This is a genomic window from Streptomyces sp. NPDC031479 (assembly GCF_055581065.1).
In genome coordinates, this window is sequence record NZ_JBVIKC010000034.1 from 1 (window position 1) to 20,218 (window position 20,218).

Consider the following 20,218-nt stretch of genomic DNA (forward strand, 5'->3'; position numbering starts at 1 on the left):
CCCGCGGAGCGGGTCCCACAGCGCTGCGCGCTGTGCCAGCGAACCGCCTCGCTGCGCTCGGCGGGCTCGGCTTCGCCGAGCCAGGGACGGCCCTTCGGGCCGGAGTCCTCCGCTTCGCTTCGGACTGATGGGGGTTCCGCTTCGCTTCACCCGAGTGGCCTGGCTTCGCCAGGCCCGGACCTCCCGTGCTTCGCGCGGGAGGTGACCTCGTTTCACGAGGTCCAGGCCTTCGGCCTGTTGGGTGGGTCCGCTTCGCTCCCCCACCTGGTCCTTCCGGCTTCGCCTCCAGGACAAGCCCGCTCCGCGGGCGGCTGGCTGCGGGACCGGTGGGGGTGTGCTGCAGGGATCCCGCTTGGAGGTTGTATCTGGGGCTGGTCGTCTACAGCGTGCCGTCAGCGATACGTTCGGCCGCGTCCCGCGCGACCTCGTTGGCGATGCGTACGCCATGCCTCTCGCCAGCGGCCAGGAGGGCTTCTTTCACCTCCGGCGCCGGTCTGCCGGCATGCGTCGTGCGGATCTCCGTCAAAGCCTTCTCGTAACGCGTCACCTGTTCCCGGATCCAGGGAACGGCTTTGTCGTACTCGGAAGCGTCAGCCACACGAACAACCTACCTCAGGCAGTTTGTGCTTCATTCTCTCTTTCGGATTGATTCTGGAACCGGTGGACTGCACCGCTGGCTCGCCACGTCGCCGATCTGTGAAGCTGCGAAGTCCCTGGTGGGCTCTGCGTCGGGCCGCAGGGTTCAATTTGCTCCTGCTTCCCGTCCCGGGCTACAGGGATAGCTCCAACGGCTCACACCCGCGTCTGCAGCACCTGCCCCTGCCAGAACGACCCGTCCGACCGCAGCTCTTCGAACTCCAGGGTCGCAGTGAAGCCCAACTCCTCGTACTCGCGCACAAAGCGGCCGTCCTCGCCGGTCCAGCAGTGCGTCCGAAGCAGCCTCACGCCACACCGAGCGGCCTCGGCACGGGCGTCAGCGACCAAGGCCGCCATGCTGAGCTGCCGGAACCTCACCCTAGTGACCAGGAAATGCAGATAGAGCTCAGGCTCCTCGGCCGGCGGAGCGAACTCCGGGGCCTCACCAGTCAGCACAGAACCACCCGTGATACGGGTCAGCAGGTCCCAGCAGATCCGCATCTCCCCAGCCTGGGCATGGCGCAGCACCTGCTTGACCACCCGCGGGGGTTCCGTCCACTCCAGCGTCTCGTACAGATTGATGTCTTGGGCCGGAACCAGCCAGGAACTGTGGCCGTGGAGCATCGACACGAACGCCCCAGCCTCATCCAGGCCGCCCACAGTGACCTTCATATCCCACATGGCGCCCTCCCCAGGAATCGTCCCTCCAGCCAGCCGACGGTCAGCGTACTGCCCGCTCATGACCCCGATCCCGCGAACAACGGCACCCATACGAAGAAAGGCATTATCCCAGGATGAACAGGCCAGTTTTGGTGTTATCGCGATATAGGCGCTGATCATGTCCTCGATCTGGGATGACAGTATCGTGCGCGACGAAGTAGCGGAGGAGGTCCGTGAGGGCCAGGGCGGGGTGTTCTCACCAGCCTTGGGCCGAACTGCGGCTCACCGTGCTCATCGACCCCGCCGACGACCCGGCCATCACCGCTGGGGCGCTCGCCTCACACCACCCGGCGGCCGGACTGATCACCGTAGACCCCACCCCCGCCACCACAGCGCCAGCCGCACTGGCCCAGGACGTTCTCCACGCACTCGGCAAAACCTGCCTCGGCACCCCGGACAACCACGGCACCTGGGCCGACTCCCTCACCCCCGCATGGACGGCAGTCCGCGCCTGGACCTCCGCCCTTCACATCAGCGCCCTGACCGTCACCCGCGCCCACCGGCTCACCGAACACCGCCTACGACAGCTCCTTCACATGCGAGAACACACCGGCATCCACCTCACCCTGCTCTGGCACATCCACACCACCCCCACCCTCCGAAAGCTCCTGGCCAAAATCGACCACCACACCACCCACACCCTCACCACCCCGGCCAACACAGCCCCAATACCTGCCAAACGCCGGCCATCACGGACAGCTCTCCCCTGGCTCTATCCGCCACGGCCCCTGCCCTACCTCGCAGCCCCGCGAGCAAAACACGGCCCCTGCGACGGTGTCGGGACCATCCCTCACCCGGCCCGGCCGGGCACACCCGTCCTCGACGGCCACGGCGAGCTCGCCAACCGCCTCCACACCCTCGCCCACCCCCTCCATGCGGCAGCCCTCACCACCACCCTGCTCACCGGAGCCAGCCCCACCCACCTCGCGCTGATCCGCGGCATCGACATCCACGCCCACGGCACCCACGTCAAAATTCACGACCCCCACACCCACCGCCACTGCCGCGTACACGCCCTGCCCACCTGGGCCCAAACCCTCATCAGCGCAGCACACCACCACCATCACGACACCGACCGCCCACCAGACAGCCCCCTCCACCCCTCATCACCGCCCGCAACGCCGCCACCCTCACCGAACACGCCACCGCCATCCGCATCCACCTACCCCACTGACACCCCACCGGCCCGAGGCTCAGCAGTATGGGCAGGTGCGCGGGGCCTCCATGTGCCAGGAAGCGCGCCGAAGTTGTCGGCCGAGTTGAGGCAGACCAGCGACGCTCAGGCACGACCAGGCGTGCCAGGCCGCTGGCCTTTACTGCCGGGACTTGGCTGAGACTGTGAGAGCTGCGGATCTCTCGAAAGCCCGGGCATCCGCTTCTCGGGATCGTCCCAGTACGCCTGCTGACGGCCCTGAGGACAGCCGTAGACTCGCGCGCCATGGAAGAGATTTTCAGGCTTGGAGAGATCAGCTGCCCGTCGGGCACTCTGGTCGTCGTTGACGGAGGGCAGCTGGGGACGTGGAGCGGAGAACGGTCGCCGGCGGAGATCGATCCTGCGCTGCTTGGTGTCGACGATCCCGCGATGGCTGCCGAAGTACGCGGCTCAGTTGACTTTGCCGTGGTCGGCCCGGACGCCTGGGCAGCGGCCCGCACCTTCGACCGGCAGCCAGGGGCCATGCTCCACGACATACCCCCCTCCCGGGCAGCGATGCTTGAGTCGATGTTCGACGAGCACTGCCGGAGCACACGGCTGGACGCCCGCTTGACCGCGTTGCCGAGCCGCGAACCACATGCCCAACGCGCACGCCGTACCGCCGCTCAAGGCGGCGGCGGCTTCCTGATGTTCGGAGTGCCCGTCGTCGCAGTGGGCGGAGTACCCACCGATCGTCACCTGCCGGTTCTGGCTTCACGGGTCGACCACGGCGAGGGCGTCGGACCGCGCTGGTCTGAGATATCGGTTCGAATGAGCGAAGCCCCGACGCAGTCATCCGTGCGCCTGGGTGAGGTCGGCATCGACTGGGCCCGCGTGCTCTTCGGCGACACGGACGCCCTCAACTCCTGGCAGCACGACGAGCCCGTGGACGGCCTGGCCGACGTCGCGTTCTGGGGTGCTGCCGCAGAGGAAGCCGCCGCGAAGTTTTCGGCACCGAAACTGGGCGAACCCGGCGAAGACCGAGTCCACGGATGGGCTGGGCTGCCCGTGGCGGAAGCCTGGGACAAGGCACGCGCTGTGCAGAGCTGGAAGGAGAAGACCGGGCGGCGCATGATGGTCGACTTCCGGCCCCATTCACATCACTGGCAGATCATGCGACAGGTTCGCGCCTCTGCAGTCGAGGCCGGAACCGTGGACCTCGGCGACGCCCGACTACTCTGCGCGATGACCAGCTGGGGCGACGGCTACTTCCCCGTGTTCGCCGACCTGGACGCCTCAGGCGCCACGGTCGCAGTGAGAGTGAGCTTCCCCGACACCACCGAGTAGCGGACTCCCCCGTGACGGCATGGGACACGAGAGAACGCTGACTGGCGACGCTGGACCACGCCAACCCGATCTGCACCAAAACGACCAGCGCAAACGCCAGACATGACAGCACCACATCGGCACCCCATGTCAGCACCAAACACCCACACCCACCAGCGGCGGAAACAGCACCCAGACCACTGACAAAAACCTGCCGAAACCCACCGACAAAAACCTGCAGATCATCACCTGACTTGCCGCCTGATGGGCTAAGAGCTGCACAGACTCCCTCAGGGGTCAAGCCCGTCAAGAACGCCCCCACAGCAGCCCACACGCCCCCGGCCCTTCAGGCCCATACCCCACCAACCACCAAAACGCAGACAACTGACGGGCCGTCAGATAAGATAATGGAATTCAGGCCGTCGCACCAAGAAACTAAGTAATGCGTCTCACGATCCCAAAACAGCCGCCTTCAAATAGATGACATAATTGTCAACTTCTGTCGGGCTATAGCCGTGTCTACCAATACGCGGAAAATCTGATGGCGTCGTCAGAAGAAAAGTCTTCAGTTCCTCCATATTGGTCAAGGCGAGTTTCTTAACCTCGGCTACGTAGCGATCTACTGCAGCAGTTGAATAATTGGCGTTGAAGTCTGGGTGCCCGTACACGAAGCGCACGGGCACCGAGTTGAGAAGCTCGCGACCTTCACGTTCTCGGCGAATCCGATCGGCTTCGGCTTCCTGTTTGGCAGCATGGAACTTCTCCTGCATCTCCCGCGAGCCCTGGACGTAGGCAGAGAGCCGCTCAACCTTCATGTCCAGCTCCATCACTTGGCGGAGTGCGTCCGAGAGCTTCTCCTCCACGAGGGCGACCCGGTTCAGGGCCTCGACCAGCGGGTCGTCGGCAGGTGGCCTTTCCGCCTTCGGGCGGGCGTTGTTGGCCCGATGCCAGGCTCTGGTCCAGGCGCCCTTGTCTCCACCGCAAATGCGTACGAGCTCGTAGAGGGTTCCCTCCTGGGGGAAGCTCGTCCCTCTCGCAGCAGCCCGCACTGTGTTGGGCGCCAGGCCGGCAGCGCTCGCGACCCTCTCCATGGTCTTGCCGCTGTTCAAGATCATCTCGTTGAGCGCCTGAGCCAACTGTTCAGGTGTGCTCACCGTGTCCGGGCCAACCATGTCTTCCCCTCAGAGCTCCTCAATCCTGCGCAGATCGTAGAAAACTGAGGACCCCTCCGACCTGCAGTTTCCGCAACTCCAGGCGGGATCACCCCAAGAGAAATCAGTTCTCCGCATCCTGATCCACACACCCCGTGAGATGAACGCACAAGCATCCGCACACCTCACGGAGGCGCTCATGACCTGGTCCGATCTCTGCTCCACCCTGCTCACCGGCCTGCTGGAGCAGCTCCCGTCAGCCGCAGTCATGACCGCAGTAGGTGCGGTCATCGCGTGCCGACGCCGCCGGAAACCCAGTGCCGCGGAGTCACGCGAAGCCGCGGCCAACAGCGATGCGCCGCCCGCCAGCTGACTCTGACAGCCCCGTCCCGGTAGCGACGCCGGTCACCGGTCGGCCCCGGCCGGAGTGGGCAGGGAGGCGAGCGGGGAGCGCCGGCCCTTGGGCATGGCGCGCAGCGCGGGCCAGTCCACCTCCGGATGGTCGCCGGTCGACGTCACCGGCCCGGTAGAGCCAGATCCCCACTGTTCCGCCGCGGGCCGCGCCGAACTTCACCCGCACCTTCTGGGCGTGGCGGAGGCCCAGAGGCCTGGGCCTAGTCACCGCCGTAGCGGCCGCTGACCCCAGCCGGGCACGGCACCCGCACTGCGCCGGCATGGACTGACCGCATCACGGCTGGAACCTGGCGACGTCACGGATGGGTGGCCACGGGGGTGGACAGCATGTCCGCGCTAGTGGGCACCCACTACAGTGGACATGGCATCACGGGAAGCAAGCTTGCTCTGTACATGCTCACCCAGAGCATTGTCAGTGGTGGGCGGCAGACTGATGTCATGAGACGGCGACCTCTGCCCCAGGTGTGTAAGTGAGACAGAGATCGCCGCGGGTGAAACCGCACCTCGCGCCTCTTGGTGTTCCAGCACCAGGGGGCGCGTCGCGTTTTACAGGTGGCTGACCAGCATCTCGTACAGCCACACCAGGCACTGGTGGATCCAGTGCGCGGCCTCATCAGCAAGACCAGCCAGCAGGGCCTGGGCTACGCCGGCGAGCAGTGCATCGCGAGCGGTGCTGCGGTTCCCACCCCGGACAGACGGCGTGCCATCGTCCTCCGAATCGTCGGACGGCGACTTGTCGTATGCCGGCATGCGAACCCCCATTCAGGACCGCCGCGCCTCAACTGGATGGCCGGGGCGACGGTCCGTCAAAACCCGGCCCTCCAGAAGCTGCACAAGCACCCGAATGGCGTCGACACAGAGTATCGGCACGCACAGACAACCGTTGAAATCCGGCGCCGAGCTGTCCAACCACGCGTTGGTGGCCTCCCCTGTCAGACCACCGCCTGGGTACCGGTGCTGAGGGCCGTGACCTGGTACTTGTCGCTGAGCACCGACTTGTAGCCGGAACCAACGAGGTTCGGACATGGGGGTCCCCTCAGAACTACGTGACGACACGCGAGCGCTTCGTGCGCGAACGGCGGCTTACTCGCGAACAGGACGGGTTCTCACCAGCGCGTACGTCCTGACCCCGATAAGGGGTGAAGCCGTCGAGGATCTCGTCCGTCAAGTACATCTTGCCGACCACGGAGTGGCACTTCTTACCGGTGTTCGGCACCGGAACAGCTTCTTCACGGCGAGTCGTGCCCGGGAGGGGCATACCCGCCTGGTCGATCTTGACCGTCCCCCGCATGACCTGCGGCGATCGCAACAACAACCGGGCCCGATCCGACCCGCACCGGGGCCCTGGAGGGGAAAGAAGACAGTACTGAACACGTGCCCCTCGGCCCACGGACGACTGTGTCTTTCGCGACCTGGGAGGCGTGGTCGAGGCTGTCGCTCATGATGCCCATCGGCTGGGACTCCTTCCGGCTAGCTGGGTGGCTGCTCGTCTGCTGGTCAGGGCCGGACGATGCTGGCAGGTCAGTGGCCGCAGGCCTGCTTGGGGTGGTCCAGGTAGGCCCAGGTGTCCGGCCCCACTTGTCCGTCCGCCTTGATGCCGCTGCAGGCCTGGACCGTCTTGACTGCGGCCTCGGTACCGGAGCCGAAGTTGCCGTCGACCTCGATGGACTGGCCGTAGTTGGAGTTGAGCAGGCACTGGATCTGCTTGACCTTGGAGCCCACCATGCCCTTGGCCATGGTCTGGGTTCGGTCCCAGTTGAACTTGCAGTCCGCCACCCCTGCCGCCCCTGTCGTCGAGGCCTGAGCCGGTGCCGGGGAGGTGCCAGAGGGGCGGGACGCACTCGGCTTCGTGCCTGCGGGCGACGCGGAAGACGAGGGTGGGTTCTTGGAGCCCGGCCCTGGCTGGCTTTCGCTGACGAGCTTCTGCTGCCCGGCCGCAGGCTCGCCCTTGAGGCTGGCCGAGGCGTCCGCAGAGTCGGCGCCTGGGTTCTTGGCCTCCGGGCTGCCGGAGTTGGCGGTGGTGGCTATCAGTCCGGCCGCGCCCCCGAACACCAGGAGTGCGGTGACGGCCGCGATCACGTACGCCCTCGTACTGTTGGGCAACCCGCTCTTCCGCGTGCTCGCACGGGCGACGGAGGGGGTGCTGCTGCCCGCAGCCCGAGGCCCGACCGACGCCGGGTCTTGCGCCGATGGCGGAGCCGGAACAGAGGCGGGAGACCGATCGGGGGCCGCAGTCGGTGCCGACGGGGCGGGTGCCGGCATCGGGGCGGGCGCAGAGGTGGCCTGGGCCGCTTCCTTCGCCTCCGGTCGTGTGGTGTCGTCTGCGGTCAAGGCAGGCTCCGGGGCACTCTTCTCCGCCGGGGCCGCCGCAGCGTCCGCTGTCGGGGCGTCCTTGGTCGATGTGCCGGCTGTCGGCTGCGGCCCGTCCGCCTCTACCAGCTCCGCGGGCGTGGGATCCGGGCGTGCCGGAGCCGCGGTGGCCGAGGGCTGTGCTTCCGCCGTCGCGGCCTCCCACAGGCCGAGGATCCGTTCGGCGTCGTCTTTGGCGTACCGCTGGCAGACGACCTCCATCGCCTTCCGGTCCGGGAAGGCGACGCCTTCTCCCACGAGGAACCGGCGCCAGGACGACCGCGACCACCCTGTCTGGAACTCCAGGGAAGTCAACGACAGCTGGCGGTCGTCCTTGATCTTCCGAAGTTCCTGGCGCAGTGCCTCGGCGGCGGTGGGCGCGGACGGGTTTCCGTCGCGTTCCTGACGCACGTTCCCTCCTGGGGCTGGCCCGCACCGGGGCCTGACCCGCACCATCCCGGGGCCGCCCCGCACGGGGCGGCCCCGCCCTCCCCCGCGATGCCGCCCGCTCCCCCGGCGCAGCGGGTGAGATGCGTTCCTTGCCGCAGGTCACAGGCGTGCGGAACAGCAGGAACGCGGCCGGGCTTTCGGTGGAACGGCGGAACGCCGACCGTCGGTTTTGTCAGCCCGGCCGCAGCAGGCCACAGCCCCCTCTTCTCCCGCACGGTGCGGGGACCCGACCAGGACGGACACCATGCGCGTTCGACCCGGGGCCGAGCCGCCGGAGAAATTCAGCCCCGCTGGATTCCGTACGTGTCGTGGAGGATGCCTCGCCTGCCGTCCTGTATCTGCGCCAGGAGCTTCAGCCCCTGCCACTCGATGGCCAGATACCAGAGGCCAGTCGCCAGCTCGCCGATGGGGGTCGGGCCACCGTCCTCGGGCATCAGAGGTGTCGGGGCCGGGACGGCGAACCAGAAGGGCGCCTTGAAGTCCCATTTCCTCCCGCCCCTGAAGATGGCATCGAGCGGCATCCAACGCTCCTTCCAGGCCGGCAGGGGGTCCTGGGCGTGGGCGTGGAAGATGTGCAGGCTGCCGTTGAGCGGGATGCCGTCGATGACGGCCTGTGCTACGTCCCTGAGGGCCCTCGTCCGGATGGCTTTCGCTTCCGCATGCGCGGCAGCGCGGACCCGGTCGGCCTCTTCATGCGCTTCGGTGCGGACGATCTCCGCCTCTCGGAGGGCCTGTTCCAGGAGTTCCTTCGCGGAGTTCCGTACGCGCTTCCAGGGTGCTTGGGCCTGGCGCTGTAAGAACTTGACCTCGACCCAGCGGTCGCGCCACTGGGTGATGAGCGTGGCGTGGGCTGGGGAATGCGCCGCGGCCTGAGTCCCCGGTTGCTGGGGGATCGGGCTGCAGACGACGCGCACGAACTCCAGCAGCGCCTCGCACGAGGGAAGTCGCTTGCCCGAGAGCGCCTCGTTCACGCCTGCCTTGGTGAGCTTCGGGCGCACGGAGGCTTTGACGAGCTGGGAGTAGGAGGGGGCGCCGAACTGGATGTGGAACCGGGTCAGGTCGATCGCGAAGGTACGCAACGCCTCGTCGTAGGCGCTCATGGCCTCGGCGTCGCCCGGGTGCGTCTCGACACTGCCCTGCGTCACTGCCCCTCCTGGCGTCGCGTACAGCGTGACGGTCCACGGTAGGGCAGTTACGCCTGAACGTACGCGGATTTCACCGAACGTTCCTGAACGGCGTGGCCGTTCGACGAAAAGGCGTGTCTGTTCCACCTGCGACCAGCAGCGTCCGGGTGTTTACGGGGTCATCTGAATCACTGGGGTTTCATGGGACCGAAGCGGTCTGCTGCTTGCATGACTACAGGTGAAGCAGCAGCTCAAACCGCCCTGCAGATCGGCTCCGCGACTGTGCTGACGCCTGGACAGGTGGATGCCGCGATGTCCTTCCTGATCCATGACGTCGCCGGGAACGTGGCCGCCACCGCCCTCGTAGGCCTGGCTCTCGCGGCCTGGCGATGGAACCAGAGGCGGCGAACTCGGAATGCTCCGCAGCCCGAGCCCACTCCTCCCGAGTGACCAGAGCCGGTTAGAGATGTTCTCTGGGGGGGGGTGCGCCCCACGGCCATTTGCCCGCCGGGGCGTAGGTGGCACAGGAGCGCTGCGTTTCACCCGCGCCCAACGCCGGGGCGCGGGGACGTGACGGCCCGGCCGGGCGCCACAGCGGAGGGGGCGGCGGCGGCTCGGATGTCGGCGACCCCACGCCGGATGCGCGCGGCGGTGCCTTCGGTGCCGAGCTCACTACCGCCCGTTGACCACCCCCGATCAGACCCGGACCTCCTCTGGCTTTGTACGTCAGTGGTAACTCACCAACAAAGCCACCCTTCGCTTCCTGGAGCAGTCGAAGCCACGCCGCGTGGTCCGCTGGTCGCGAGGATGCTGCGACTGTTGCCGCGGCGAACGCGTCACCCACGGTGGCGTAGGGGGAGCAAACCACATAGACCGCCTACGCATACGCGAGGGCAAGAATCACCCCTGCGGAGGAACTGCGAGCCGGAGGTCCCGCCGCAGCGAGGACCCCCGGCTCCCGGGCTGCGCGGGCGGCCCGGGAACCCGCAGGAACGACTAGGCAGTGTCTGATGCCTCTTGCCCGGCATGGTGGATCCACCGCTGTTCCGGGCAGGGGTCCGTCATGGTGCGTCGGCATGAACTGACGAACGCTCAGTGGGAGCGCATAGCTCCGCTGCTGCCGGAGACCGGGAACCCGGGTGGGCGGTGGGCTGATCACCGTACCGTGGTCAACGGTGTGTTCTACCGGACGCGGACAGGGATTCCGTGGCGTGACCTGCCTGAACGCTACGGAACCTGGCAGACGGTCTACGAACGCCACCGCCGGTGGTCGGCCGACGGCACCTGGTCGAAGATCCTGCGCGCTCTGCAGGCCGGCGCCGACTCCACCGCCCAGGACACGGACGGCGAGTGGGCGGTCAACGTCGATTCCACCACCTGCCGGGCCCACCAGCACGCGGCCGGAGCCCGGCACGCTCCCCCAACCGACCACCCCGAAAAGGGGGTGGCTCGCGTGTGGACGAAGAGGGCCGCGAGGCCCTGGGACGCTCCCGGGGCGGACTGACCAGCAAGATCCACCTGCTGGCCGACGACCGCTGCCGCCCCCTGGCATGGCTGACCTCGCCCGGCCAGCGCGGAGACGGCCCGATGTTCATCCCGCTCATGCAGGTACTCAAGGTCGCCCGCACTGGGCCCGGGCGTCCGCGGACCCGGCCGGACCGGGCCTGCGGCGACGCAGCCATCGTGATCTGGCTCCGCGACCTCATCAAAGAGCCATCAGACACTGCCTAGCCGGAGGCCCTTCCGGCTCCGCCTCCAGGACCAGCCCGCTCCGCGGGCAGCCAACAGCAAGGGGGCACCTGGGTGGCATAGCCTCAGCCGGCCGCGGCGGGGGCAGGTGGCGCAGAGGTCGACGCACCCTCTTGCTCAGAGGGATGACGCCGGTTCGAATCCGGCCCACCCCTGCCGCGTACTGTCACAGGGAGCCCTCGCTCATGACCTGGTTCAGGCTGACCGGGTCAGTCCAGGGTTTTGTTCGCCGGGCTGAGGGCGTAGAAGAAGTCCCTTCCCACGGTCAGGTCCGTGTTGCCTGACTGACCGCCCAGGAAACTGGCGCTCGACCCGATGGCTCCAGGACCAGCAGCCAAGGCCTGGGGCGCTGCGGCGAAGACGATTGCGGTGCCTGCGAGGGCAACCGCGGCGAGGATGCACTTAATGGTGTTCACAACCCCCTTCAACCATCTCCAAGGCACGCTGAGCTGCGGGTGGCTTCATGTCATGCGATGGAGGCAGAACCGGTTGAGGCACTCTTGGTGAACCCTGACCGCCAGATCACGGGCGGGGCTAGCCTTGGCCTTCAACGGACCGGGGGGAAGCATGGGCTGGGATGCCGTGGCAGCGTTGAGTTCCGTGTCCAGCACAGTCATCGTGGCCCTGGCAGCGATGTACGCCGCCCGCCAGGTCAAGGAGGCCAAACGCACCCGGGCGATCACCTCGCTGGTCGCGCTGCACCAGGAGTATCAGTCTGCTGACCTCAGTCGCATCCGTCGCCGGCTAAAAGCCCATGAGCTCGGGGACTTCACCCACCTTGGCACAGATGACAGGGAGGGCTTGGACAACCTCCTCCAGAAACTTGAGCTCCTCGCAGTGCTGACCAATCGCGGCCTGGTCAACAGCGGAGACGTGGTAGCCCTCTTCCCCGGAATCCCCACAACCTTCGCTTTGGCCCGTCCCTACATCAACCTGCACCGCACCACACGACCGGAATATGCCAGCCAGACGGAAGAGCTCGTACGTCGATACTTCTGATAGATCATCGCGGCGGACCGGCACCCGACGCAGGTGGGACAGACAACTCCCATACGGCACCCTCGGCCCCCTCTCACACCCGACACCGGTGAAGGCTGTCGAACGAGACCTGTCCGCAAATGCCGGGCACATCCATATACTGGTCCGGTAAATTCAAGATACATTGATGCAGTGTGTAGTATCTCGAAAACTCGGCTCCTCCCTTCCGGCGGGGGTGTTTCAGCGGAGTGACGAATGTCGATGACCACCAGAATCACGCTCCGTCCACACCAGGAAGAGGCTGTGGAAGCCATCGTCCACGGGCTGGAAACTCCTCCGGGAAAGCGGATCCCGAAGGCAGGACTGCGGGCAACGGTCGTGTCTGCGTGCGGGACCGGAAAGACGTTCATTGCCGCGGCGGCCGCGCTGAGGCTTGCCCGTGGCGGCCGGGTCCTGGTGCTCCTGCCGACGCTGGATCTCCTCACCCAGACCGCCCGGGAGTGGCGGACTGCCGGCCACACCGGGCCGGCGGTCGCGGTGTGCTCACTTGAGGACAGCGCCCACCTGCACGACCTGAAGGTGCGCGCCACGACGTCGGCGCCGCAGCTCGCCCTGTGGCACGGCCGGGGCCCGGTCACCGTGTACGCCACCTACGCCTCCTTGCCGGTCGTGGCCGAGGCATTCGGTGGGGAGTACGGGCTGGTGATGGAGCCCTTCGACCTGGTGGTGGTCGACGAGGCGCACCGGACATCGGGGTCGGCGGGGAAGGCGTGGGCGGCGGTGCACCGCCAGGAGGTGATCCCGGCCCACCGCCGGCTGTACATGACCGCCACCCCGAGGATCTGGGCCGAGCGGCCGCGGACGCGGGCCGAGATGCGGTCGGCCGCGGCGGCACACCGGCGGAAGGAAAAGGTCCGGCGGCGAAGGGAAGAGGCTGCCGGGCGCACCTACGTGCCATACCACGAAGCGCTGTCGGCGGAGTTGGCGTGCTCGATGGACGACCCGAAGGTGTTCGGTCCTGTCGTCTACGAGCTGTCGCTGGCGGACGCGATCTCGCGGGGGCTGCTGGCGCGGTATCAGGTGGTCGTGGCCGAGCTGGTGGACCCTGTCGTGACCCCGGACCGGCTCTATGGGAAGGAGCGGTGGGAGGAGGAACTGCGGGGCGAGCGGCTCGCAGCGATGCAGACCACCCTCCTGGAAACCATGGCGAGCCACGGTCTGAAGACCACCATCACCTTTCACCACCGCACCATCGAAGCGCAGGCCTTCGCCGAGGGCCTGCCCCGGGTGGCGGCCCGGCTGCATGCCGTCGACCCGGGCCGGCACCCGGCGAAGGTGTGGACGGGATGGCTGCGCGGACAGCACGAAGCCGAACACCGCGCCGACGTCCTCGCCGACTTCGGACGGCGGGCCGGCCGCGCCGTCCTCGCCAACTGCCGGGTGCTGGGCGAAGGTGTCGACATCCGCGCCGTGGACAGCGTGGCGCTGATCGACCCCAAGGGGTCCGCCGTCGACATCGTCCAGGCCATCGGCCGGGCCCTGCGCCAAAAGCCCGGGGAAGGGAAGATGGCGACGCTGATCGTGCCGGTCTTCCTGGCCGAGGACGAAGACCCTGAGGGGATTCTTTCCTCAAAGTCCTACGGACCTTTGATTCGGGTATTGCAGGGTCTTCGGGCGCATGATGAGCGTGCCGTGGAAATGCTCGCAATTCCTCAGGAAGCGCAGAAGCGCATCGTAGCGCCGTCGCCCCTGATCGGCGAGGCGCCCGACGCGGGCGGCGAGGAGGCTCGGCTGCTGCTGCGGTTCGCCGCCCCGCGGGACCCCGCGCTGATCGCGAAGTGGATCAGCTACCAGGTGTTCAACACCGAACGCCAGGACTGGAGGAGGGGCATCGAAGCCGCGCTCCGGTACCGGGAACGGGAGGGCGACCTGGAGGTGCCCTACGACCACGTGGAGGGTGCGCACCCCCTCGGGCGGTGGCTCTCCGACCAGCGGCGTGCCTTCCGCGCCGGGCAGATGACCGGGGAGCGGGCCGCCGAGCTGGAGGAGCTCGGGATCGTGTGGGACACCGCCGACGCCGCCTTCGCCGAGAACCTCGCCGCCGCACGGGCCTACTACGAGCAGCACGGGACCCTGGCCGCGCCGCGGCACGCGACCGCGCTGGACAAGCCGGTGGGGCAGTGGCTGACCAACGTCCGCCGGCCCGGCGGGCTCGGGAAGGACCCGGAGCGCGCGGAGCGGCGGGCCGCAGCCCTCGCCGCGATCGATGCGGACTGGAACCCGGGCGCACTCGGGTGGACCGTGGACTGGCAGCGCCAGTACGCAGGCCTGAAGGCCCTCCTCGCGGACGGTGCACGCCTTGCGGGCATCGTTCCGGGGGTGACATGGCACGGCGAGGACACCGGCCGGTGGCTCGCCACACAGCGCCACGACTTCCGCCGGCTGAACGAGGAGCAGCAGCGCCGCCTCGCCGGCCTCGGCGTGAAGCCGGCGCGGGCCGTACGGACCCGTACGGCGGCCACGGAGCCGGGCACGACCGCCACGTCCGGGCGGGGCGCGGAAGCCTTCCACAAGGGCATCCAGGCCCTCACCCAGTACATCGAACGGGAAGGCGGCGGCCTGCCCGGGCGAGCCCACATCGAGCACCTCCCCGACGGCACCGAGCACCGCACCGGCGTATGGATCACCAACCAGAAGCAGCGCCGCGACCGGCTCGACCAGACGCAACTCGAAGCCCTCGCCGCACTCGGAGTGCAGTGGGCGCAATAGCCCCGCGAGGCCGACACCAGGGCGCTGCCCTACGCGGGCGCCACGGCACCTACCGGGGAAGCGACACCAACCTGCACCAGACGGATGGGGTCGTAGCTGCCAGATGAAGATGCGCGAGGAAAGCATCGGTTCCTTCCGCAGCAATGTATGGGCTCCCTCACCACCGGCGAAAATGGCGGCAGCGCTGCCGCCTGGCTTCGACCGGGCCTCCCCGCCGGAATGACGATGATCAATCCGCTCCACGGCTGAATCCGCAGCGTTCGCGGCCGGAACGGCGGGCGCGGCGTCGGGATTTGTGCGGGTTGTCGGGTGATGATGGCCCAGTGCGACTTGATCACGTGTCCTACGCGGTGGCCCGCGACAGCTTCGTCTCCACCGTCCAGTGGATCGGATCGGCCCTCGGCGGCGGGTTCGTCGACGGGGGCGTGCACCCGCGATTCGGCACCCGCAACTTCATTCTCCCCCTGAGCGGCGGCACCTACGTCGAGGTCGTCACCACGCTCGACCACCCCGCCGCCGACCGCGCACCCTTCGGCCAGGCAGTCGCGCGCCGCGCCGCCGAGGGCGGCGGCTGGCTCGGCTGGGTGGTCTCCGTCGACGACATCGCCCCGGTCGAAGCCCGCCTCGGCCGCACCTCGACCGAGGGCCACCGTGTCCGCCCCGACGGGCTCGACCTGAGGTGGAAGCAAATCGGCCTGCTGGAGCTTCTGGAGGACCCGCAACTGCCTTACTTCCTTCAGTGGTTGGTACCCAACGAGGAGCGCCCGAGCGCCGACCCGCGCACCTCCACCACCATCCACGGGGTCTCCATCGCCGGCAACGCCGCCTCCATCGCCGAATTCCTAGGCGAACCGGCCGACCACCCCCTCGACCAGATCGACGTCACCTGGGTCGAGGATGAGGAACCCGGCCTGGTCTCGGTCGAGTTCGCCACCGCTCACGGCCCCGTCACGATCTGACCCCTGCCGACTGCCCCGCGGGAGCAGCCGGCAGGGGTCTCCCGGCAAAAGGGTGTTACAGAAGGCTCCTTCTCCAGGACGGACAACGGTTGGACGGCGGTCAAGGCGTGCCTCCGCACGCTCTCCCTCCTCGGCGGCTGGGCAATAGCCTCGCTGCTCCGGACGCGGAGGCGAACGGCTTCTCCGTGGCCCTGTGGAAAAGGGGATTCGGGTGGCGTCGAGCAGCCGCCGGAAGCGCGGCCTCAGGCGCCAGGCACGCTCATCGAGGTCGTGGCCATGTCATGGTGCGTCAATGCCGGCCGGACGGCCGGACGCGGAGCAGCTCGGTCCGTAGTACGGGTGTGCCGTCGACCGGTGCCGGGTTCTCCGCGGTCGGCTCGATGCCTCCGGCGGCGGTTTTGTCGAGTGTTGCCAGGCCGTCGGGTCCGACGGTGCCGAACACCGTGTAGTTCGGTCGCAGTGCGGAGTCGCCGTAGACGACGAAGAACTGTGAGCCGTTCGTGTCCGGACCGGCGTTGGCCATCGCCAGCAGGCCGCGTCCGTAGAGGCGGCGCGTGCCGGTGGGATCGGTGGGTGCGGGCGGCAGGTCGACCGGCAGCTCGTCCTTGTACTTGTACCCGGGCCCGCCCTCACCGGTACCGGTCGGGTCGCCGCACTGCAGGACCTTCAGCGTCGGATACGCCGTCAGGCGGTGGCACACCGTACGGTCGTAGAACCCGTGCCGTGCCAGGTGCAGGAAGCTCTGGACCGTGCACGGCGCCTTGGCCCGGTCAAGGTGCAGCGGGAGGGGGCCCTGGCTGGTCGGGACGGCCATGTCGATCACGCCACGGCTGGGGGTGCGCCGCGGGTCGGGCGGCAGCGGAACAGGGCGCGCCGGCGGCTCGTCCGGGGTCTGTGCGTACTGGCAGGGGCCGTGCGTGGTGCGCGGTGGAGCGCCGTCGGAAGCGGTGGCGACGCTCCCCCCGGACACGACTAACGTCACGGCCGCGAATGCGCTGATCAGTGCTCGTTTCATGTTGCGCGCCCTCCTGATGATCGCCAGGTTTTGGAGCGGTCGCAGTCTAGGGCGTGGTTTGGCAGGCGGGAATGGTGAGTAACGGCAGGAGGCCGACGCGGGCGACCCCGAGGTCCTCGCCCTCCAGTTGACGTCCCTGCTCGACGGAGCCACGGGCGGTGCAGGCGTCGGCCGCCCCACAGGCACCAGACGGCGGTCCGGCCGCCGGCAACCGACGCGCCCCGCACCAACCGGCTGTCCTCACCCACACCCACCAGCACAGCTCCCGCTCATCCGCGGGGACGTCGTGGTCGTTGTCACTCACCGGTCGTCGCCTCCTTCTTCGGACCAAGTGCGCCGGTCGGTCGGGCGCGGGCACATGTGTGGGCCTGCCTCACCGCGGCGGGGTTCCCGCGCACCTTCTTCTGCCGCGTGACGGGGGTGGTCCTCCCCCCGAAACCACATCGACGCCGAACGCGCGACGACATCGTCGTGGCCGTCGCGCAGGGTGGCGGTGCGGGACCGGTCGGCAGCGCCGGAGGCAGGGTATCGCAACTCTTCTATGTATAAGATGTCGTATAGTCTGCGGTCGCCGCTGGTGTGTGTGCGGGGCCGTGGGGCACACCGACGGAAGGGGAAGCTGTGCGCACGACCACTCTCGGACGTACCGGCATCACGGTCAGCCGCATCGCTCTGGGCACGATGATGCTCGGCGCTTGGGGGAACCGGGACCACGGGGACGGTGAGCGTCTGGTTCGTGCCGCTCTGGACGCCGGGGTCAACCTCGTCGACACGGCGGACATGTACTCGGAGGGGGAGTCGGAGCGGATCGTCGGGAAGGCGCTCAAGGGGCGGCGGGACGAGGTCGTGCTCGCGACCAAGGTGCATTTCCCCATGGGTGGGGGCGGCAACCGGCAGGGCAATTCGCGGCGCTGGATACGGCAGGCCGTCGAGGGGAGCCTGCGGCGGCTGGACACGGACCGGATCGACCTGTACCAGGTGCACCGGCCCGATCCGTCGACGGACATCGACGAAACGCTGTCGGTCCTGTCCGACCTGGTGCGGGAGGGGAAGGTGCTCGCCATCGGGAGTTCGGACTTCCCGGCGGAGCAGATGGTGGAAGCCCGCTGGACGGCCGAGCGTCGCGGGCACGTGCCCTTCCACACGGAGCAGCCTCCGTACTCCGTCTTCATGCGGGGCGTGGAGCGTGCGGTGCTGCCGACCGCGCAGAAGTACGGCGTCGGCGTCCTGACGTGGAGTCCGCTGGCCAGTGGCTGGCTCACCGGCAAGTACCGCCGCGGCGGGCCGCTGGAACTCAACGACTTCCGGCGTACCCTCATCCCGCACAAGTTCGACCAGAGCCTGCCGGGCAACGCCCGTAAGTACGAGGTGGTCGAGGATCTGCTGCGGCTCGCCTCCGACGCGGGGCTCTCCCTCACGCACCTCGCGCTGGCCTTCGTACTGAGCCATCCGGCCGTCGACAGCGCCATCATCGGCCCGCGCACCGCCGACCAGTTGAAGGACCTGCTGGCCGCCGATGTGGAACTGGACCACGCCGTGCTGGACCGGATCGACGAACTGGTCCCTCCCGGTACCGACCTCAATCCCGCGGACGCGGACTACTCACCGCCGCAGCTGGCGGACGCGTCGCTGCGCAGGCGCTGACGTGTACGCCGAGAGCGTGCCGACGGGCACGTGCGGGTCACGGGCCGCCGCGCAGGAGCTGCTGCACGGGCCGGGGATCGAGCCGGCGCACCCTGTTCCGCTGTCGCCGCGGCATGCCGTGCACCAGTGGTCGAACGGCTTCGGCCAGGACGCGCGCCGCTCGACGGTGAGCGACGCGCTGCCGGCCGTGGTCCTGGGTCCCCCGCCGCGGAGTGGTGGCGGTGAGGAAGTACGGCTGTTCTTCGCCCGGCGCCGTCCCCGGACCGAAACGCACGGGCCGGAGACCATCTGATGTCAGATCATGCGCAGGGGTCATGTGGTGATAAGAGATATGCGGGTAACCTTAACGTCATGGCGTCATCGGCGATGGAAGAACGTATCGGGGACCACATCAAGCGGGTGGAGCAGGAGCTCACGTCCGCCAAGCATGCTGCCCTGAAGCCGTTCAAGCTCAATGTCCCCCAGTACAACGTGCTCCTGGCGCTCCAGCAGCAGCCGGGGCTGTCCGGGGCGGCGCTCGCGCGCCGCGGCATGGTCACACCGCAGACGATGTCGTCGGTACTGGCCACAGTGGAAGGCCGGGGTCTGGTCGAGCGCCGCCCGCACCCGATCCACCAGCAGATCCTGGAAGCCCGCCTCACCCGCACCGGAGGTGCCCTGATCCGGCGCGCCGACGAGGCCGTCCGGGGCGTGGAAGCCGTCCTGACCGCCTGCTTCGAGGCCGACGCGGCCAGAGAGTTCCTGGCGCGGCTGGAGACGTGTTCCGAGGCGCTGGCGGGCTACAAGCCGGCCGAGGGGAAGTAGGGGCGGCCGGACGACAGGCGCCTCGATGCAAAGCCCCAGGCGGGGGGGGGGGGGGGGGGGGGGGGGGGGGGGGGGGGGGGGGGGGGGGGGGGGGGGGGGGCGGGGGGGGTGGGGGGGGGTGGGGCCAGCCGACCGACAGTCGCCGCAACAAAAGCCCTTCCCCGAGCCGGGCCCGGAGCCCGCCCCGGCCGGGGCTTTGCATCGAGGTCCTTCGGGACCTACCAGGCGACGGGGCCCTCGTCGTCGAAGAAGCCGCCGGTGGGGCCGTCCTCGTCGAGGGTGGCCAGGTGGACGACGATACGGGCGCCCTCCTCGACGGTGCGGGTGCCCTGATGGCCGTTGAGGTCGGTGGCCACGTACCCGGGTGTGGCGGAATTGATCTTCAGGGGGGTGCCGGCGAACTCGCGTGCGTAGTGCAGGGTGAGTGAGTTGAGCGCCGCCTTGGAGGAGTTGTAGGCGAGCAGTTGCCGGTGCGGTGTTGACAGGTCGGCGGCCTTGGCGAGGGAGCCGAGGCGGCTGGAGACGTTCACCACACGGCCCGCGGGCGATGTGCGCAGCAGGGGCAGCAGGGCGTGCGTCGTGGTGATGACGCCGAAGACGTTCGTCGCGTAGATGTCGCGGGCGAGACCTGCCGTCGTGGCGCTGGGTTCGACGTCGTCCTCGACGATGCCGGCGTTGTTGACCAGGACGTCCAGGCGCCCGAAGTCCTCCTCGACGGCCGCGGCGGCCGCCTGGACGGTGGCTTCGTCGGTGACGTCGAGGTGCACGAAGCGGGCGTCGATGCCGCTGTGGCGCAGTTCGTCCGCCGTCCTCTCGCCGCGGGCCGCGTCACGGGCGCCGATCAGCACGGTCATGCCCATCCGGCCCAACTGGCGTGCGGTTTCCCGGCCCAGGCCCTTGTTGGCGCCGGTGATCAGGGCGTACCGGCGGTCCGGCTTCGTCATGGGGGTCCTTCCTGCTTCCTGTCGCATGGCGGAGGGGCGGGCGCGCCGTGAGGC

At 68.5% G+C, this 20,218-nt stretch carries 19 protein-coding genes and 1 tRNA gene; 11 read left to right on the forward strand and 9 right to left on the reverse strand.

Annotation, left to right across the window (positions count from 1 at the left end; genetic code table 11):
• Positions 1–379: 379 nt before the first annotated feature.
• Positions 380–598 carry a hypothetical protein gene (locus ACZ5D2_RS29290; protein WP_468933409.1) on the reverse strand — a complete coding sequence of 73 codons (219 nt, stop codon included), beginning with the start codon at positions 596–598 and terminating at the stop codon, positions 380–382.
• A gap of 194 nt (positions 599–792) precedes the next feature.
• Complete coding sequence (locus ACZ5D2_RS29295; RefSeq protein WP_468933411.1) at positions 793–1,476, reverse strand: GNAT family N-acetyltransferase; 684 nt, start codon at positions 1,474–1,476, stop codon at positions 793–795.
• A gap of 1,318 nt (positions 1,477–2,794) precedes the next feature.
• Here ACZ5D2_RS29295 and ACZ5D2_RS29300 point away from each other — a divergent pair.
• Positions 2,795–3,835: a hypothetical protein gene (locus tag ACZ5D2_RS29300; protein ID WP_468933414.1), complete on the forward strand. Its 1,041-nt coding sequence runs from the start codon at positions 2,795–2,797 to the stop codon at positions 3,833–3,835.
• Between the two features lie 428 nt (positions 3,836–4,263).
• On the opposite strand, the gene ACZ5D2_RS29305 is transcribed toward ACZ5D2_RS29300, so the two are convergent.
• Positions 4,264–4,986 carry a hypothetical protein gene (locus tag ACZ5D2_RS29305; RefSeq protein WP_468933417.1) on the reverse strand — a complete coding sequence of 241 codons (723 nt, stop codon included), beginning with the start codon at positions 4,984–4,986 and terminating at the stop codon, positions 4,264–4,266.
• Between the two features lie 178 nt (positions 4,987–5,164).
• On the opposite strand from ACZ5D2_RS29305, the gene ACZ5D2_RS29310 reads away from it, so the two are divergent.
• The gene (locus tag ACZ5D2_RS29310) at positions 5,165–5,338 is read left to right on the forward strand and encodes a hypothetical protein (protein WP_468933419.1); all 174 of its coding nucleotides are present in this window, start codon (positions 5,165–5,167) and stop codon (positions 5,336–5,338) included.
• Positions 5,339–5,925: 587 nt separating this feature from the next.
• On the opposite strand, the gene ACZ5D2_RS29315 is transcribed toward ACZ5D2_RS29310, so the two are convergent.
• The 3 genes from ACZ5D2_RS29315 to ACZ5D2_RS29325 all read right to left on the reverse strand — a co-directional run bounded on the left by ACZ5D2_RS29315 (position 5,926) and on the right by ACZ5D2_RS29325 (position 9,323).
• The gene (locus ACZ5D2_RS29315; RefSeq protein WP_468933422.1) at positions 5,926–6,129 is read right to left on the reverse strand and encodes a hypothetical protein; all 204 of its coding nucleotides are present in this window, start codon (positions 6,127–6,129) and stop codon (positions 5,926–5,928) included.
• 771 nt (positions 6,130–6,900) lie between these two features.
• Entirely contained in the window at positions 6,901–7,482 is a 582-nt protein-coding gene (locus tag ACZ5D2_RS29320) for a peptidoglycan-binding domain-containing protein (protein ID WP_468933423.1), read from the reverse strand.
• A gap of 977 nt (positions 7,483–8,459) precedes the next feature.
• Entirely contained in the window at positions 8,460–9,323 is an 864-nt protein-coding gene (locus ACZ5D2_RS29325; RefSeq protein WP_331732962.1) for a hypothetical protein, read from the reverse strand.
• A gap of 1,042 nt (positions 9,324–10,365) precedes the next feature.
• On the opposite strand from ACZ5D2_RS29325, the gene ACZ5D2_RS29330 reads away from it, so the two are divergent.
• From ACZ5D2_RS29330 to ACZ5D2_RS29340, 3 genes are all read left to right on the forward strand, one after another.
• On the forward strand, positions 10,366–10,806 hold the full coding sequence (locus tag ACZ5D2_RS29330; RefSeq protein ID WP_468933427.1) for an IS5 family transposase: 441 nt from the start codon (positions 10,366–10,368) through the stop codon (positions 10,804–10,806).
• Positions 10,758–11,033, forward strand: a complete 276-nt coding sequence (locus ACZ5D2_RS29335; RefSeq protein WP_331732965.1) for a hypothetical protein — start codon at positions 10,758–10,760, stop codon at positions 11,031–11,033. Before ACZ5D2_RS29330 ends, ACZ5D2_RS29335 begins: the two co-directional genes overlap by 49 nt.
• Before the next feature lie 99 nt (positions 11,034–11,132).
• Positions 11,133–11,206: transfer RNA gene (locus ACZ5D2_RS29340), tRNA-Ser, on the forward strand.
• Positions 11,207–11,260: 54 nt separating this feature from the next.
• On the opposite strand, the gene ACZ5D2_RS29345 is transcribed toward ACZ5D2_RS29340, so the two are convergent.
• Positions 11,261–11,467 (reverse strand): hypothetical protein, encoded by a 207-nt coding sequence (locus ACZ5D2_RS29345; RefSeq protein WP_468933430.1) that lies wholly within the window; start codon positions 11,465–11,467, stop codon positions 11,261–11,263.
• 184 nt (positions 11,468–11,651) lie between these two features.
• Here ACZ5D2_RS29345 and ACZ5D2_RS29350 point away from each other — a divergent pair, with 184 nt between their 5' ends.
• The 3 genes from ACZ5D2_RS29350 (at position 11,652) to ACZ5D2_RS29360 (ending at position 15,757) form a co-directional block, all read left to right on the forward strand.
• On the forward strand, positions 11,652–12,050 hold the full coding sequence (locus ACZ5D2_RS29350) for a DUF4760 domain-containing protein (protein WP_331732971.1): 399 nt from the start codon (positions 11,652–11,654) through the stop codon (positions 12,048–12,050).
• 240 nt (positions 12,051–12,290) lie between these two features.
• Positions 12,291–14,798 (forward strand): helicase associated domain-containing protein, encoded by a 2,508-nt coding sequence (locus ACZ5D2_RS29355; protein ID WP_468933434.1) that lies wholly within the window; start codon positions 12,291–12,293, stop codon positions 14,796–14,798.
• 323 nt (positions 14,799–15,121) lie between these two features.
• Positions 15,122–15,757 carry a VOC family protein gene (locus ACZ5D2_RS29360; RefSeq protein WP_331732977.1) on the forward strand — a complete coding sequence of 212 codons (636 nt, stop codon included), beginning with the start codon at positions 15,122–15,124 and terminating at the stop codon, positions 15,755–15,757.
• A 289-nt stretch (positions 15,758–16,046) separates the two neighbouring features.
• Here ACZ5D2_RS29360 and ACZ5D2_RS29365 read toward each other — a convergent pair whose 3' ends face one another.
• Positions 16,047–16,739, reverse strand: coding sequence for a peptidylprolyl isomerase (locus ACZ5D2_RS29365; protein ID WP_468933438.1), 693 nt, complete (start codon positions 16,737–16,739; stop codon positions 16,047–16,049).
• 654 nt (positions 16,740–17,393) lie between these two features.
• Between ACZ5D2_RS29365 and ACZ5D2_RS29370 the strand changes: the two genes are divergently transcribed.
• The 3 genes from ACZ5D2_RS29370 to ACZ5D2_RS29380 are packed head-to-tail and all read left to right on the forward strand — an operon-like array spanning position 17,394 to position 19,220.
• Complete coding sequence (locus ACZ5D2_RS29370) at positions 17,394–18,416, forward strand: aldo/keto reductase (RefSeq protein ID WP_331732983.1); 1,023 nt, start codon at positions 17,394–17,396, stop codon at positions 18,414–18,416.
• A gap of 16 nt (positions 18,417–18,432) precedes the next feature.
• Entirely contained in the window at positions 18,433–18,708 is a 276-nt protein-coding gene (locus ACZ5D2_RS29375) for a hypothetical protein (RefSeq protein WP_371681541.1), read from the forward strand.
• 59 nt (positions 18,709–18,767) lie between these two features.
• A complete protein-coding gene (locus tag ACZ5D2_RS29380; RefSeq protein ID WP_468933442.1) occupies positions 18,768–19,220 on the forward strand; it encodes a MarR family winged helix-turn-helix transcriptional regulator in 453 nt (150 codons plus the stop codon).
• Between the two features lie 218 nt (positions 19,221–19,438).
• Here ACZ5D2_RS29380 and ACZ5D2_RS29385 read toward each other — a convergent pair whose 3' ends face one another.
• Complete coding sequence (locus tag ACZ5D2_RS29385) at positions 19,439–20,164, reverse strand: SDR family oxidoreductase (RefSeq protein WP_331732990.1); 726 nt, start codon at positions 20,162–20,164, stop codon at positions 19,439–19,441.
• Positions 20,165–20,218: the final 54 nt, after the last annotated feature.